Source organism: Gemmata algarum (genome assembly GCF_034097035.1).
GTDB lineage: Bacteria > Planctomycetota > Planctomycetia > Gemmatales > Gemmataceae > Gemmata > Gemmata algarum.
This window is the reverse complement of the sequence record NZ_JAXBLV010000001.1, coordinates 21,085-35,436: the sequence shown is the minus strand read 5'-3', so window position 1 is coordinate 35,436 and position 14,352 is coordinate 21,085. Positions and strand designations below refer to the sequence as shown.

Annotated in this window: 13 protein-coding genes; 7 read left to right on the top strand and 6 right to left on the bottom strand. The window is 63.8% G+C overall.

All coding sequences use genetic code 11. The annotated features are described in order from the left end of the window. Positions 1–15: 15 nt before the first annotated feature. Positions 16–828, top strand: coding sequence for a sugar phosphate isomerase/epimerase family protein (locus R5W23_RS00135; RefSeq protein WP_320684564.1), 813 nt, complete (start codon positions 16–18; stop codon positions 826–828). A 15-nt stretch (positions 829–843) separates the two neighbouring features. On the opposite strand, the gene R5W23_RS00130 is transcribed toward R5W23_RS00135, so the two are convergent. After that, entirely contained in the window at positions 844–1,638 is a 795-nt protein-coding gene (locus R5W23_RS00130) for an SDR family NAD(P)-dependent oxidoreductase (protein WP_320684563.1), read from the bottom strand. A 68-nt stretch (positions 1,639–1,706) separates the two neighbouring features. Between R5W23_RS00130 and R5W23_RS00125 the strand changes: the two genes are divergently transcribed. Beyond that, positions 1,707–2,681 carry an SMP-30/gluconolactonase/LRE family protein gene (locus R5W23_RS00125; protein ID WP_320684562.1) on the top strand — a complete coding sequence of 325 codons (975 nt, stop codon included), beginning with the start codon at positions 1,707–1,709 and terminating at the stop codon, positions 2,679–2,681. A gap of 94 nt (positions 2,682–2,775) precedes the next feature. On the opposite strand, the gene R5W23_RS00120 is transcribed toward R5W23_RS00125, so the two are convergent. Further along, on the bottom strand, positions 2,776–3,615 hold the full coding sequence (locus tag R5W23_RS00120) for a sugar phosphate isomerase/epimerase family protein (RefSeq protein WP_261186111.1): 840 nt from the start codon (positions 3,613–3,615) through the stop codon (positions 2,776–2,778). 501 nt (positions 3,616–4,116) lie between these two features. On the opposite strand from R5W23_RS00120, the gene R5W23_RS00115 reads away from it, so the two are divergent. Further along, the gene (locus R5W23_RS00115) at positions 4,117–5,418 is read left to right on the top strand and encodes a Gfo/Idh/MocA family protein (protein ID WP_320684561.1); all 1,302 of its coding nucleotides are present in this window, start codon (positions 4,117–4,119) and stop codon (positions 5,416–5,418) included. 48 nt (positions 5,419–5,466) lie between these two features. Here the strand turns inward: R5W23_RS00115 and R5W23_RS00110 are convergent, their stop codons facing one another. Beyond that, positions 5,467–6,315 (bottom strand): MlaE family ABC transporter permease, encoded by an 849-nt coding sequence (locus R5W23_RS00110; RefSeq protein WP_320684560.1) that lies wholly within the window; start codon positions 6,313–6,315, stop codon positions 5,467–5,469. A gap of 846 nt (positions 6,316–7,161) precedes the next feature. After that, positions 7,162–8,211, bottom strand: a complete 1,050-nt coding sequence (gene ilvC, locus R5W23_RS00105; RefSeq protein WP_320684559.1) for a ketol-acid reductoisomerase — start codon at positions 8,209–8,211, stop codon at positions 7,162–7,164. An 82-nt stretch (positions 8,212–8,293) separates the two neighbouring features. Between ilvC and R5W23_RS00100 the strand changes: the two genes are divergently transcribed. Then, entirely contained in the window at positions 8,294–8,839 is a 546-nt protein-coding gene (locus R5W23_RS00100; RefSeq protein WP_320684558.1) for a MarR family winged helix-turn-helix transcriptional regulator, read from the top strand. 82 nt (positions 8,840–8,921) lie between these two features. On the opposite strand, the gene R5W23_RS00095 is transcribed toward R5W23_RS00100, so the two are convergent. After that, on the bottom strand, positions 8,922–9,185 hold the full coding sequence (locus R5W23_RS00095) for a hypothetical protein (RefSeq protein WP_261186116.1): 264 nt from the start codon (positions 9,183–9,185) through the stop codon (positions 8,922–8,924). A 204-nt stretch (positions 9,186–9,389) separates the two neighbouring features. Here R5W23_RS00095 and R5W23_RS00090 point away from each other — a divergent pair, with 204 nt between their 5' ends. Further along, on the top strand, positions 9,390–10,694 hold the full coding sequence (locus R5W23_RS00090) for a ribonuclease D (RefSeq protein ID WP_320684557.1): 1,305 nt from the start codon (positions 9,390–9,392) through the stop codon (positions 10,692–10,694). Between the two features lie 287 nt (positions 10,695–10,981). Next, positions 10,982–12,133 carry a hypothetical protein gene (locus R5W23_RS00085; protein WP_320684556.1) on the top strand — a complete coding sequence of 384 codons (1,152 nt, stop codon included), beginning with the start codon at positions 10,982–10,984 and terminating at the stop codon, positions 12,131–12,133. A gap of 37 nt (positions 12,134–12,170) precedes the next feature. Here the strand turns inward: R5W23_RS00085 and R5W23_RS00080 are convergent, their stop codons facing one another. Next, positions 12,171–12,689 carry a PEGA domain-containing protein gene (locus tag R5W23_RS00080; protein ID WP_261186119.1) on the bottom strand — a complete coding sequence of 173 codons (519 nt, stop codon included), beginning with the start codon at positions 12,687–12,689 and terminating at the stop codon, positions 12,171–12,173. A 167-nt stretch (positions 12,690–12,856) separates the two neighbouring features. Between R5W23_RS00080 and R5W23_RS00075 the strand changes: the two genes are divergently transcribed. Continuing rightward, complete coding sequence (locus R5W23_RS00075; RefSeq protein WP_320684555.1) at positions 12,857–14,197, top strand: PP2C family protein-serine/threonine phosphatase; 1,341 nt, start codon at positions 12,857–12,859, stop codon at positions 14,195–14,197. Positions 14,198–14,352: the final 155 nt, after the last annotated feature.

Below are 14,352 nucleotides of genomic sequence, written 5' to 3'. Positions count from 1 at the left end.
GTTAAGTCTGCCGACGTGTTCGCAACGGAAAAACTCGTTGCGTGGTGCGTCGTGCCGTTTGACGCCAAGAAGCGAGGCCCGGCCGAGCGCGTCGAAATGCTTCAGAAGCTCGGTTTCAAGCGGTACGCCTACGACTGGCGCGCCGAACACCTCCCGACCTTTGACGAAGAGGTCGCGCTGCTCAAGAAGGCCGGCATCGAGTTGACCGCCGTGTGGTTCCCGGCGAACCTCGGCGCAGACGCTCAGAAGTTGCTGGAGGTGCTTAAGAAGCACGACGTCAAGACGCAACTCTGGGTGACGATGGGCGATCCGGGCGGCACGGATCAAACCGCAAAGGTCGAACGCGCCGTCAAAGTACTTCGACCCCTTGCAGAGGCCGCTGCAAAGCAAGGCTGCACCATCGGGCTGTACAATCACGGCGGCTGGTTTGGTGAGCCCGAAAATCAGATCGCGATCATTGAGCGGCTGAAGCTGAAGAACGTCGGGATCGTGTACAACCAGCACCACGGTCACGATCACTTTGACCGGTTCCCAAAGCTGCTCGAAGCGATGAAGCCGCACCTCCTCGCCCTAAACCTGAACGGCAGCGTGAAAGGGGGGGATAAGGCGGGCAAGAAAATCGTTCCGCTTGGCGGCGGTGAACTGGACCTCCAACTTTTGGCGGTCATCGCGAAGAGCGGTTACACCGGGCCGATCGGCGTTCTGGGGCACACGTCCGACGACGCCGCAGAGCGGCTCGTGGACAACCTCGACGGTCTGAGGTGGCTCGTCCCGCAGCTCGGTGGGAAGGAACCGGGGGAGAAGCCCAAATATCGCACGTGGAAGTGAGTGCGGGGAACGTACTTATTTCTTTTCGGCTTCAGTGACGGGGCGCACGGCCATCTGTTGGGCATCGAGCCCGCCGTCCACGGTGAACACGCTCCCGGTGCTGTAGTTCGCACGGTCCGACGCCAGAAACACGTACCACCACGCCACGTCCTCGACGGTTGCGATGCGGCGGACCGGAATCTGTCCAATGACGGCCTCGCGCTCGGCCGGTGAGGACTTGAGCCCGAAGTCGGTTAGTGGGGTTTCGACCAGTCCGGGGGCGACCGCCGCGGTTGTGAAACCGTGCGGCGCAAGCTCGACCGCCAGTTGCCGGGTGAGTGCGTTTACCGCCCCTTTGCTCGCGTCGTAGAGCGTGTGCAGCGGCTCGGACCGGGTCGCGTTGAGGGACGTGCTGAACAGGATCCGGCCCCCGCGCCGTGCGACCTGGGCGCGCCGCACCACCTCGCGCGTGATCGCGACCGGAATCCACACGTTCAGCCGGAAGATGAAGTCGAAGTGTTCCCGAGTGAGTTCGGTGAGTGGGGGCTCTTTATACGTGCCCAGGTTGTTGACCAAGACATCGATGCCGCCGAACGCTGCCCACGCTTCGGCCACCAACCGTTCGGGCTCGTCTTCGCTTAGCAGGTCGGCCTGGACGTACCGGGTGTGTTCGTAGTCGCTGAGTAACCGTAACACCTCTGGGCACTTGGCCAGTGGCTTCTCGGACGTGACAATCACCTTCGCACCGCTCGACGCGAACGCCTGCGCGACACCTAAACCGATGCCTTGGCTGCTCCCCGTAATGAGCGCCGACTTCCCCGACAGGAACATGACCCGGCTCCGTTCGTATCTTCTGAGTAGGCATAGTGTAGTGGCCGAACTGCGATCGGAGTACCGCGATGAGAAGCACCGAAGCGATCGTCTATATCGATTTCATCGAGGAAGAGGACCGATTCCTACCCGAAGGGCCTCGCTGGCTCACCGTGGGAGGAAAGGCCGGCTTGGCGTGGGTTAACATTCAGCTCAATCCCGCCGCCACGAACGGCGAACTGCGGGTGCATTTTCCGGACGACCAATTCGCCGAAGACCTCATCGAGCCGTGCCCGGGTCGTCCGGGCTTCGCTCTTCCCATCGCCGGCGGGAACCGGATGCTGGTCGGGGTTGATAAGCAGCTTCGGGTGTGCGATGTCGCGAACGGTAAATGGTCCGATCCGCTCGCAACGATTCCTGACGACAACCCGCGGACGATCATAAACGATGCAGAGATCGTTCCCGGCGGAAGGGCGGTGGTGTTCGGTACGAAGGACACACAGTTCGATGGCGAGGCGAAGCTCGCACAACTCTACCTCTACACGCCCGAAGACAACCGGATCTCACTTCTGGCGGCTAAGCAGGTCTGTTCGAACGGGAAGGTGTTTGCCACCGACGATCGCGGTCTGGTCCTCTACGACATCGATACCCCGACGCGCAAGGTTGTTCGTTATCGTCTCGACTTAGCAACCCGAGCCGCTGTGCCCGATGGAGTCGCGCTCGACCTGTCGAACCAAGCGGGTTTTCCGGACGGCATGTGCGATTGCGGTGATGGGTCGGTAATCGTTGCGTTCTTCAACCCCGATTTCGTGGAAGCGGGTCGGGCTGTACGATTTTCACTCGCGACCGGTGCGGCTCTCGAAGAATGGACCACGCCGGGCTCGCCGCGCGTGACCTGTCCCTTTTTGGTGAAACGTCCCAACGGTGTGAAACTGATTCTTACGACCGCGAGCGAAGGGATGCCGGCGGACCTGCGCGCGAAGTGCCCGAACGCGGGGTGCATCTTCGTGGCCAGCACGGAGTTCGCAGATTGTCCGGCGCCGGAATTCGTGGTGTTGGGCTGACGAGATGCGCGGATCGTTTGCTCAAGGTGCGGTTGGCGGGTCTGTTCCGTAACAGACTCACCATCCGCACTGAACCGCGCAACCGGCGGTCGGCTCAGGAAGCGAGGCATTCGCGCAACAGGCGCACCCCGTGTTCGATGTCGCGGAACCGCTCCTGTTGGTTACCGACCTCGCGCTCGATGCACAACGGTCCGGTGAAGCCGATCCGCTTAAGTGCCTTGACGAACTCGCGCGTATTGGTCTGCCCCGTCCCGAGCGGTACTTCGGTTCCCCACGTTCCTTTCACCGTCGGCCGGTTCGCGTCCTTTAGGTGGACGCTGCGGATGTCCGGGGCGAGAAGGTCGAGCACCCGTAGCGGGTCGTCCATGTCGTAAAGCAGCATGTTCGCCGGGTCGAAGTTGACCTTCAGGTTCGGGCACTTCAGGTCGTCCAGGGTTCGGCGGAGCAGGGCGGCGGACTCTTGGCCCGTTTCGAACGCCACGGTCACACCCGCCGCTTGTGCGAGTTCCGATACGGTGGCCAGTGTGTCCAGAAACGCCTTCCGCTCCGGCGAACCGACCGCTGGGATGAACCCGGCGTGCAACATGAGGTCGGACAGCCCCAGTGCTTTGGTCCGCGCCAACCCCCACTTGAAGCGTTCCAATCGTTCGGGGCGTGTCGCGGAATCACCGAACCCGCCGGTCCTTTCGATGGTCTGTGGGGTTGTGTAATCCTCCCCTGGGAACCCGAGCATCGCACCGGACATCTTGAACCCTGCTGCGAGCGCGGCCGATGGTAAGTCCTCGCCTTCGGCCCAACTTGCATGGTGCGGGTCGCCGCAGGCGAGCTGCACCACGTCGATTCCGAGTTTGTCGAGAAAGGTTTTCAGTTCCGGAACGTTGGTTACCTGGAGCGACCAACTGCAAACGCCGATTGCGAGTGGCGGAATCGCCATGCGGAGCCCTCCGTTGTGGTTGTGACCGCGATTGTACCGCCGGTCTCGGTTACTGTCGCGTAGCACCGGTGCGCGGATCGTCGTAATAGTTCCGTTACCGGGTTGGTTAGGGTGTTCGTTCGAGTTCTAACACAGGTCGGTGCGGCAAATGTGACGGGGTCGGGGATTTTTTTCGGGCGGAAGATGTTAATGGATAAAGGTTTGTGATTGCCGCTGGAGAGTTTTGCGATTTCCGAAGTCCGAATTTCGCATTCGGCAGCGTTACATGGCATGAGGACACTACACCAGTAGGTTTTTCCCGCTTAAGCTCCATGTCGCCCAGGGAGCGCGGGTCGAGGTCGAGGGCGGCGCGTCGCCCTGTTCGCTCAACGCGCCGCTCTCCCTCACCCGTTCGATCCAATTCTCTCTTCTCACCTCGCTCCGGTCGTGTACACTCGCGAGGAGTCATACCCGTCCCCACAGCAATTCGGGGTTAGTCCCACCGATTCGCCGGAGCCAATCATGCCAACTCGTCTCACGCGTCGGAAATTCCTCGCTACCGCCGGCGCCGCCCTTACCGCGCCGATGGTCGTGCGTGCTCGCAACGCGAGCGAAAAGCTGAACGTCGCGGTGATTGGCGTTGCGAACCGCGGCGCCGCGAACGTCGCTGGTGTTGCTCACGAGAATGTCGTCGCACTGTGCGATGTGGACCCGGGGAACGCACAGAAAGCCCGGGCGCAGTTTCCGCAGGCCTCCTTCTTTACTGATTACCGCAAGCTGTTCGATAAGGCGCACAAATCGATCGACGCTGTCGTGGTGAGCACCCCGGACCACACGCACGCGCTGCCGTCGTGTTTGGCGATCGACCTCGGGAAACACGTGTATTGCGAAAAGCCGATGGCCGAGACGGTGGCGGAAGTGCGTCACATGACCGCTTTCGCTGCGAAAAAGAAGGTCGTGACGCAGATGGGAACGCAGATCCACGCGGGCGAGAATTACCGCCGCGTCGTGGAGATTGTGCAATCGGGTCTGCTCGGTGAGATCAAGAAGGTTCACGTCTGGAACAGTAGCAAGCCGGTGGGCGGGAAGAAGCTTACCTCAAAGCCGTCGGCAAAGTTTGACATCGACTTGTGGATGGGACCGACGACAAGTGAGTTCTTTGAAGTCGACGTTAACAAGTCGAGTTGGAATTTCGCATGGCCGCACTTCCACTGGCGGTGGTGGTGGCAGTGGGGTGGGGGAACCCTTGCGGATCTCGGGTGCCACTACATCGATCTGCCCTACTGGGCGCTGGGGCTGACTTCTCCGACCCGTGTGAAGGCGGCTGGTAAGAGGACCTATCCGGGTGACAACGATACCCCGGACGTGATGTCGGTCGATTACACTTTCCCGAAGACGAAGGACCGGGGGGAGGTTCACCTCACTTGGGAACACGGCACGACGGCACCAGCGGGGGTGAGCGGGCTAAAAGGTTACAGCTCGGGTGTTTTATTTGTGGGTACGAAGGCCCAACTCGCTGCGGACTATAACAGGTACGCCGTGATGCCCGAATCGGTAGCGAAGGAGTTCAAAGCCCCACCTAAATCCATCGCACCGTCGATCGGGCACCACAAGGAGTGGCTGGAAGCGTGTAAGGGCAACGGTACGCCGCTGTGCAACTTCCCTTATGCAGGGCGGCTCGCGGAGGCTGTGCTGTTGGGGAACGTGGCATACCGCGTGGAGAAAGAGATTACGTGGGATGCGGGGAAGGGTACCACCGGCGATAAGGCCGCCGACACCTTCCTGACACGCGACTACCGCAAGGGCTGGGAACTGCCGGGGTGAACGGGCCGCGGCTGTTGATCGGGTGAGTACCAGCTCGACGCACTAATTCTACAAAAACTGGTGCATCATCTTAATCAATCCCACTAGAAGCACATCGACCGCGAGGACGAGCAGCACGCATGCGACCACGCTCGCGGTTGCGGCCCGCCCGACACCTTCGGAGCCTTCGCGGGCATTCAAGCCTGCGAAGCACCCGGTCACACCAACCACGAGCCCGAACGCGAGGGTTTTCAGTCCCGCGGGAACCACGTCTCGGAGCAACAGTTCGCGCACCGCGGCAGTGTCGTACTTCAGGTAGGTAGTCGAACCGGTCGACAATTCTGCGATAAAGCCACTGCCGAGGGCGGTAGCGGCGATGAAGATGTGCAACAGCGGCGCGGCAAATACGCAAGCGACGATGCGCGGCCCTACCAATGCTCGGATCGTCGATACGCCGAGCAACTCCATCGCGTCGATCTGCTCGCTCACCCTCATGGAGGCGAGTTCGGCACCCAAGCTCGCGCCGGTGCGGGCCGCGACGATCAGGCCGGCGCCGACGGGCGCAAGTTCGAGGAGTACAGCGGCTGCGAGGAACGTGGGCAGGTATTCGACGGCCCCAGTGCCGGTTCTGGCGAGTACGTCGCGTGTGTGCATCCAGATGACGACGCCCAACGCGAGACCGGTAACAAGTGCCAGCGGCAGCCCGCCGATCGTCACGGAGTACAGGGGGCGCAACCACAATTCCGGACGAAAGAAGGCTGTAAAAGAGGCCAGAACGGCACGCGGTGCGAACGCCGCCAGCCGGCCGAGGCGTTCTAGAAAGGTGATTGCGTCGGTCACGAATGTTCCAATCCGCAGCTCAGCGGCAGGCGGGTCCACATCGGCATGCACGCTGTCGGCGACACTCGCGCTCTTCAATGCAGGCTTCCAGCAGGTTGTTACGGAGGTCAAAATCACCGGCCCCATCGCGGTCCCACGCGAGGACGACGGACGAGGTTGCGGGATTCAGTTTTGCGACCTTGGCAAGCCACATCACACCGGCCTCGTGCTGGTACCGGCACGTCTGAGGGTGATTCCAGGCGATGTGGGAGGCCAAGCAGCCCATCGGGACCGTTCGAGTGAACGCCCCGTGAATCAGGAGCGGGCTTCCCTTCTCCAAAAGCTCGATGATCCGCGAAAGCCCGTCCTTCGTGACGTGGGGCAGCCATCGAGCCCGGAACTCGGCAACGGGGTCCAGGGTCGGTGGCATGGCGATACTCTCCACGAGCCGGTCGCCGGACGACCGGAAGAGGTATTTCTGCTTTAAATGCTTGTGTGCCGTTGTGATAGGTCAATCACCGGCACCAGTAGACCGAGCCACGACAGGGGGGAAGCGTGGTGGCGACTCGGTTGTGTTGGGCATCATAGAGGGCGGTTTCTGGGGCTGTCAATGGTCCGGACGTTGGGGAAAGATCGCTGGATCGTTGCATCGTTCGGGCCGGTTCACGGTTCCGGGGCGGGGCAAAGCAGTTATGTCGCGGCAGCGCGGCGGATGTCACGCCAAAAAAAATCGAAAGATATTTCAGATCCGTAGAGATGATATCGGGAATCGCTTTAGTTGTAATTATTATTGTTTGTGGTTATTTGGTGTCACTGGGTGGTGTGAAGCAACTGAGATTGCAAGGTAAGTCGCAAAAGAGAGTGCCGTTCTGGGCTGAAACGCCGTTGGGGACCGAGTGACAACCTGGTGTCACTCGGTCCCCAACTTTGCGGCTCGAACGTGTCTCAGCCTTGGCGTTCGGGCCGCAGTGCTCGAACCTGAGCGCCCGCCTGCCACATCTCGCTCTCCGCGATCTCCTTGAGCTCTTTCTCGAGTTGCTGCCGGTAGTCCGGGCGGCTGTTCGCGTCGAGTGTACGGCGCGCCTCTTCGCCGGTCGCGACCGAGTTGTAGAGCTGCTCAAACACCGGCTTGGACGCGTCACGGAACGACTTGAACCAGTCGAGCGCGCCGCGCTGGGCGGTCGTCGAGCAGTTGGCGTACATCCAGTCCATGCCCTTTTCGGCGATCAGCGGGTATAGGCTCTGGGTCGCCTCTTCCACCGTCTCGTTGAACGCTTCGCTCGGCGAGTGCCCGTTGGCACGGAGCACTTCGTACTGGGCGAGCCACAGCCCGTAGATGGCGCCCATGAGCACGCCCCGCTCGCCGGTCAGGTCGGACACCACTTCCTTCTTGAAGGTGGTCTCGAACAGGTACCCCGAGCCGATCGCGATGCCCAGCGCCAAGCACCGCTCGCGCGCTTTGCCGGTCGCGTCCTGGTGGATGGCGAAGCTGGAGTTGATCCCGCGCCCCTCGACGAACAGCCGGCGCACCGTCGTGCCCGACCCCTTCGGGGCGACCAGGATCACGTCGATGTCGGCGGTCGGAACGACCCCGGTCTGCTCGTTGAAAACGATCGAGAAGCCGTGCGAGAAGTACAGCGCTTTGCCCTTCGTGAGGTGCGGTTTGATCTTGGGCCACATCTCCTTCTGCCCGGCGTCGGACAGCAGGTACTGAACGACGGTGCCCTTCGCGGCGGCCTCTTCCGGGTCGAACAGAGTCTTGCCCGGCTCCCACCCGTCTTCGAGGCACAGGTCGTAAGCTTTGCCCCCCTTGCGCTGGCCGACGATCACCTTCACGCCGTTGTCGCGCATGTTGAGCGACTGGCCGCGGCCCTGTACGCCGTAGCCGACCACGGCCACGGTCTCGTCCTTCAGGATCGCGCGGACCCGGTCGGGCGGGTAGTCGGACCGCTCGATGGCCTGCTCCACGGTCTCGCCGATGCGAATCTCTTTCATTGCGTCTACTCGGAGGAAGAGGTTGGCCCTATGTTCTGCGGGAGAGCTTACGAAATATTATCTCGACGGCAAGAATTCAAATATGGACACGACTGACGCGCAGCCGCCCGCCGGCCCCGCGGGAGTGGCGCCGGCCGGGGTGCCGGACGTGGTCGACCGGCTGGTGGAACAGTGGCGGCAGGCGCGCCCCGATCTGGACCCGTCACCGCTGGAGGTGGTGGGCCGGGTGATCGTGCTGGCGCAGCACCTGGAGCGGAGCGTGGAGGTGGCGCTGGAGCGGCACAAGCTGACGCTGGGCCAGTTCGACATCCTCGCGACGCTGCGGCGACACGGGAAGAAGGGCGGACTATCTCCCACCCGGCTGCTGGAGAGCGTGCTGCTGTCGAGTGGCGGGATGACCGCCCGGTTGGACGCGCTCGCGGAGGCCGGTTACGTCTCGCGCAAGCCGAACCCGGACGACCGGCGGATGGTGGTGATCGAGCTGACCTCCAAGGGCCGGCGGGTGATCGACCACGCGACGAAGACCCGGTTCGCCGAGGCCGAGCACTCGCTCCCGCCGCTCAGCCCGACGGAGATGGGGACGCTTACGGGCCTGCTCAGGCGGTGGCTCGTTCAGGTCGCGGGATGAAGTGCCGGCCTCCGAGGGCGACGGTGAGGTCAAACGGTGCCCGCCACGGGGCGCGGGGTAAGTGGCCTCTCCGAAAGGCCTTTCACTCATCCACAATGTCTTCGAGCTTCGAGATCGCCACCACCTCGCTGCGGCGTAAGAACACCCGCTTACGGTTCCGCTTGATGCCGGTCGCGACCGAGTCCGCAACGTACAGCTCGCGGGTCGTTTCGGTGTCGCGCAGGTCGTGCAGGTCGGCGTTCTTGAGTTCCATGAAGTGCTCGTCGTACCGGACCAACCGGCCGAGGCACACGTAAGGGCTGACCAGGTCGACAACGATCTTCTGTTCGAGCAACTCGTCGAGCATCGGATTTGATCTCCGCGCGGGTTATTGCGATTGTACCGGTTGGGGCGCCCCGGCCCCCGGAATATGCCACCGCCGCCCGCCCGTGCGCCGGGAAAGCTGCGGCGGATGTGTTGACCGGCCGGGGGGCCGTTCGCACCCTGAACGATAACGTTAGTTTCAGGTTTCGGTTTCCGAGTTCCACACCACGCATTCAGGCCCACCGACATGGCTCGCCGCCCCGGTAAGCGCCCCGCACTCCCGGAACAACTGGTCACGCACCCCGCGCAACTGGCCGCGTGCCTCGGCCACCTCGCGAAGGCGCCGCTCGTCGGGTTCGACACCGAGTTCGTCGGCGAGGACGCGTACCGCCCCGAGCTGTGCCTGGTACAGGTTTCGACCGCAGAGCAACTGTTCGTAATCGACCCGTTCGAGTGCGGCTCGCTCGACGGGTTCTGGGATCTGTTGCTCGACCGGAAACGCACGGTCGTCGTCCACGCCGGCCGCGAAGACGTGCGGATGTGCTACTTTCAAGCGGGAAGCGCTCCGCCGAACGTGTTCGACGTGCAGATTGCGGCCGGGTTGGTCGGGCTGACGTACCCCATCGGCTACGCGGGGCTCGTCCACGACCTGTTGCGGCAACGGATGCAGAAGGGCGAAACGCTTACCGACTGGCGGCAGCGTCCGTTGACTCCCGCGCAGGTGCGGTACGCGTACGACGACGTGCGGTACTTGCTCCCTGCGCACCGCAAGCTGACCGAGCGGCTCAAAAGGTACCGCCGCTTGTCGTGGGCCGAGGAGGAGTTCGCCGCCGCGGTGAAGCGGGCCGTGGCAGACGACGCCACGATCGAGCGGTGGCGGAAGATCAAGGGGATCGGGGCGCTGGACCGGCGCGGGCTTGCCGTCGCGCGCGAGTTGTACGGCTGGCGCGACAAGTTCGCGGAGCGGCTGAATAAGCCCCCGCGGTTCCTGATGCGGGACGACCTCCTGATCGAGATCGCCCGCCGCGCTCCGTCGCGGTCCGAAGAGCTGCACACGGTCCGTGGCCTGCCACGCGGGCAGGAGGAGCTCATTTTAGAGGCCGTCCGGCGCGCGAACGCGCTCGAGCCCGGTGCGTGCCCCGAGCCCGAAACTCGCGACAACGACAGCGCCAACGTCGTGCTGCTCGGGAACCTTTTGAACGTTGTACTTGCGGACTTCGCCGGGCGCCACCGGCTCGCCGCGAACCTGATCTCCTCAGGGGCGGACCTGAAGGCCGTTGTCCGCTCCCGTGTTGAGGGCACCGGTTTACCAGACGTGCCGCTGTGCCGCGGGTGGCGGGCGAAGGCGGTTCTGCCCGAGTTGTTGGACATCCTGTCGGGCGAAACGGCGATCCGGGTCGCCAACCCGAAAGCACTTGACCCACTCGAACTCGTGGAACTGGAGCCGGAGGAGCCGGGCGACGCCGCGTTGCAACACGAGGCGGGGCTGACGGCTGACGCGCGGGAAAAACCTGCACCGCTCGCAGACGGTACACTGGAAGAGCCCGAATAAATTCTCCGAGACGTTGCGCAATGAGCAACCTGCTAAAGTGCCCCAACCCGAGTTGCCCGTACACGTTCGACTCGTCGCAGGTGCCGGTGGGTGTGGTGCTGAGTTGCCCGCGCTGTTCCATGCAGTTCACGCTCGGCCCGCCCCCACCCCCGTCACCGTCTCCGGCTTCCGATCCGACTCCATTGTCATCCGGCCTGGGACCGTCTGGGGCGCCCCTGGCCGCACCGGCGGGGCGCGAAGCGGGCCGGCTCAAGCCTCGGCGAGAGCGGCTAGAGCCAGCGGCCGGCATGCCGGCGTATCAAATCGCCATCTTTGCTCTGATGCTGGCCGCACTGGTTGCCGGGGCGGTGCTGGTAATTGGCTTTAAAGTTGTCTCGCGCCGCACTTCGCGCGGCGGCGAACCAATCGTGGTGAAGGACACCGAAGGTAATCTTGGAGTTGAGGGGCTGCCAAAAGGATGGGCGCAGGACGATGCCACCCGGCTGAAGGTGTCCGCCCCGTTCGTCTACGGTTTCAAGCGCGAGAGCCCGGAAGGGTACGTGGTGCTCGGTCGCACCGAGTACGCCAAAGGACGCGCTCCGCGCGGAACCGAGATGCGCCGCGACCTCGAAGCACCGCTTCGCAAGCTGTTCACCCGATACGAGGAAGAGCCCCCGCCCGATAACGTCTGGCTGGGGCAACCCGTCGGTCCTCGGCACGGATTCAAGTTCCGCGCCCCCTCGGGCGATGGGCTGGTCTGGCAGGGCGAAGCGTACACGGTGGCGCACCAAGGGATCGCGTACTTCTGGCTCGGGTGGTGCGGCGAGGGCGACTTCGACAAGCTGCAACCCGAGTTCGCAGACTTCCGAAATCGGTGCAAGCTGCTCGGACTCCGCGGTGACTGGCGCGAGACGGTTGCCCGCGAGGTTCAATACAAAGGCGCGACGGTGCCGTACACGTTCACCGATGCCGAAGACGCTTGGAAAGAAGTGCCCATCGACGCCGACAAGAAAGAGCGGCCGGAACTGGATCGAGGGCTGCGCATTAATTACACGACGCGCGGCGAACGGAACGCGCTACCGGATGTCGCCGAGTTGCGCGTTTATCTCCTCGACGGCGCAGGCGACCCGCTGAACCGTGCGCGCGAGTACGTCCAAAACCTCTGGACCAATCACCTGAAGAGCGCGAACGACCAGCTCCCGGCGCCAACGTTCACCGAGCGCACCGGGGAGCCGGAGGGCGATCCCCTCAGCAAAGGAGGCGCCCCGGTCGTCCGGCTTGACAGCGCGGTCATCGACCCCGGTACGAAAAAGGTGGTCGCGTCGTCAGAGTCGCGGCTGATCGTACTTTCTGCCGTCCGCGTGGGCGATAAGATTGTGGTGCTCCACTGCTGGTGCGAGTCCGCGAAGCGGAACGTTTTCGAATGGCGGTTCGTTCAGATCGCGTCGTCGCTGCGGTGAGTGCCGCGCGGCGGCACCCACGGCTGGCGCGAGGGGGCTAAGGCAGTACGCTGGGGACGAGGCCCGGCTGTGCCGCGGGCGGTGGGAGCGGCGCTGCTTGTGGCGGCTTCTTCGGCGGGCGTGGGTCGGCCGGGCGCTCCGGCGCCGGCAGGTTCAGACCGCGAAGCCGTAAAGCATCGGCGGCGTTCAGGATGTCGTCGGTGCGGGTCTGAGTCGCCTCGTACAACTGGAAGTAGTAGCGGCGGGTGTCGCGGATGCGGAACGGCCACACCACCTCCGCAAGGAAGTCGATGGGCGGGTACGCGTACCACGGAGCGGTGACGTGGACCCGCTCTTCGCGCGTCTCGTAACCCGGCTGAACGATTTTCACGGTGTAGTAGCCGTAATACTCGAACGGGCTGTGGGCGGGCGCGGGGCCGATCGGGCGGTTGTCAATGTACACTTGCGCGTTCGGGACGTTCGATTCGATCACGAACCGACGGTCCACGCAGCCGGTGGTGACCAGCGCCGCTGCGCAAGCTAGGACCGGCATCAGTCGCACGGTTCGCGCCGTCATCGAGTCCCCTTCGTTCGCCCGTGCCCGTCGTGAGGCGTGGTGAGCCGACCGAAATACCGACCCGCCGGGAGGCGGTCAACCGCACCGTGACGCGGATTTCTGTTGCGGGGGCAGCATTGTTTCCGCCGATGGCGTAGGATGGGTACAGAACCTTCGCGAGGTGAGTCGTGGCGGCGTTTGAACCTGTCCGATACGCGGCGCTGACCGACGTGGGCGTCAAGCGCAGCCACAACCAGGACGCGTGCGCTGCGCAACCCGCCGTGGACGCGACCGGTTTTGCGGCTCAGGGGCACGTGTTCGTGGTCGCCGACGGGATGGGCGGGCACGCGGTGGGGGAGAAAGCCAGCGCGAAAGCCGCCCGCGACATCCCGTTCCTTTACACCAAGCACGCCCGCGACGGGGGGGTGCTTCCGGCCCTGCGGCGCGCGTTCCAAGAGGCGAACTCCGGAATTCACGAGATCGGCCAGCAGAACCCCGAGTTCCGCGGTCTGGGCACTACCAGTACCGCTTTAGTCCTCCGGCCCGAGGGCGCTTGGATCGGCCACGTGGGTGACAGTCGTGCGTACCGCATCCGCCAGGGGCGGGTCGAGCAGTTGACGTTCGATCACTCCTGGGTGTGGGAAATTGCCAAGCGCCAGGGCGTTGACCCCGACGAACTCGGCGATTTCAAAAAGAACGTGATCATTCGCTCGCTCGGCCCCGACCGCGAGGTCGAAGTCGACATTGAAGGGCCGTACCCGGTAGAGCCCGGGGACACCTTCCTACTATGCAGCGACGGCCTCACGGGGGTGGTGACGCCGCAAGAGGTTGGGGCGGTCGTCTCCGCACTCCCGCCGGATGAGGCGGCCCGCTTTCTGGTTCACCTCGCGAACCTGCGCGGCGGTCCCGACAACATTACCGTTCTGATCGTTCAGGTTCCCGGTGGGGGAGAGAACAGCTCCGGTGCCCGCTCCGCGCGGCCCGCGCTACTGGCGCGGCTGTGGTCGGCTTGGAACCGGCGGGTTCACTGGTCGTTTACGGTCCTGGGCGGTGGGGTCGGGCTGGCGCTCCTGTCACTGGGGCTCCAGTTGGGTGCGGTGCCCGGCGCGGCCGTTCTCTTCTCCCTTGCCGCGCTGCTGATCGTGGTCGGGCTTGGTGGGCTGGCGGTACATATGCAGAAAGAAGAGCCGCCCGGTGCCGGGGACGTTGCCGCCGACCTCGCGCCCCGCGAACTTCATGTGTACCGGTCGCACGACTGCGGCGTGACGCCCGAGGTTCTGGAGAAGTTCACGCAACTGGAAAGCCAGCTCCTCGAAGGGATGCAGGCGCACAACACGCCCGCGGATTACGGCGCGCACGCGCAGCTCGCCAAACTGGCCGGCGCGCCCGGCGCGAAGGGGGAGGCCGTCCTTCCGGCGTTCCGCGCGCGGTGCCGATCGATTCTGTTCTTGGCCGAAGCGTTCCACAAGTCCCGACACAAGCAGGAGTTGTTCCGCCCGAGCTGGACTCCACCCCCATACCCGCAGTAGCGGCACTTCCGTGAGGTCGCGCGGACCGACCGTTTCGGCCAAGGTATTTTTTGTTTCCGCTCGACCCGCGTCGCCGGGTACACTTCCCTTATCACTCGAACCGATCCCGCCTCCTCGACCAGCCCGCGGTCGTTCTGCGTTGTTCTGCTGAGGGC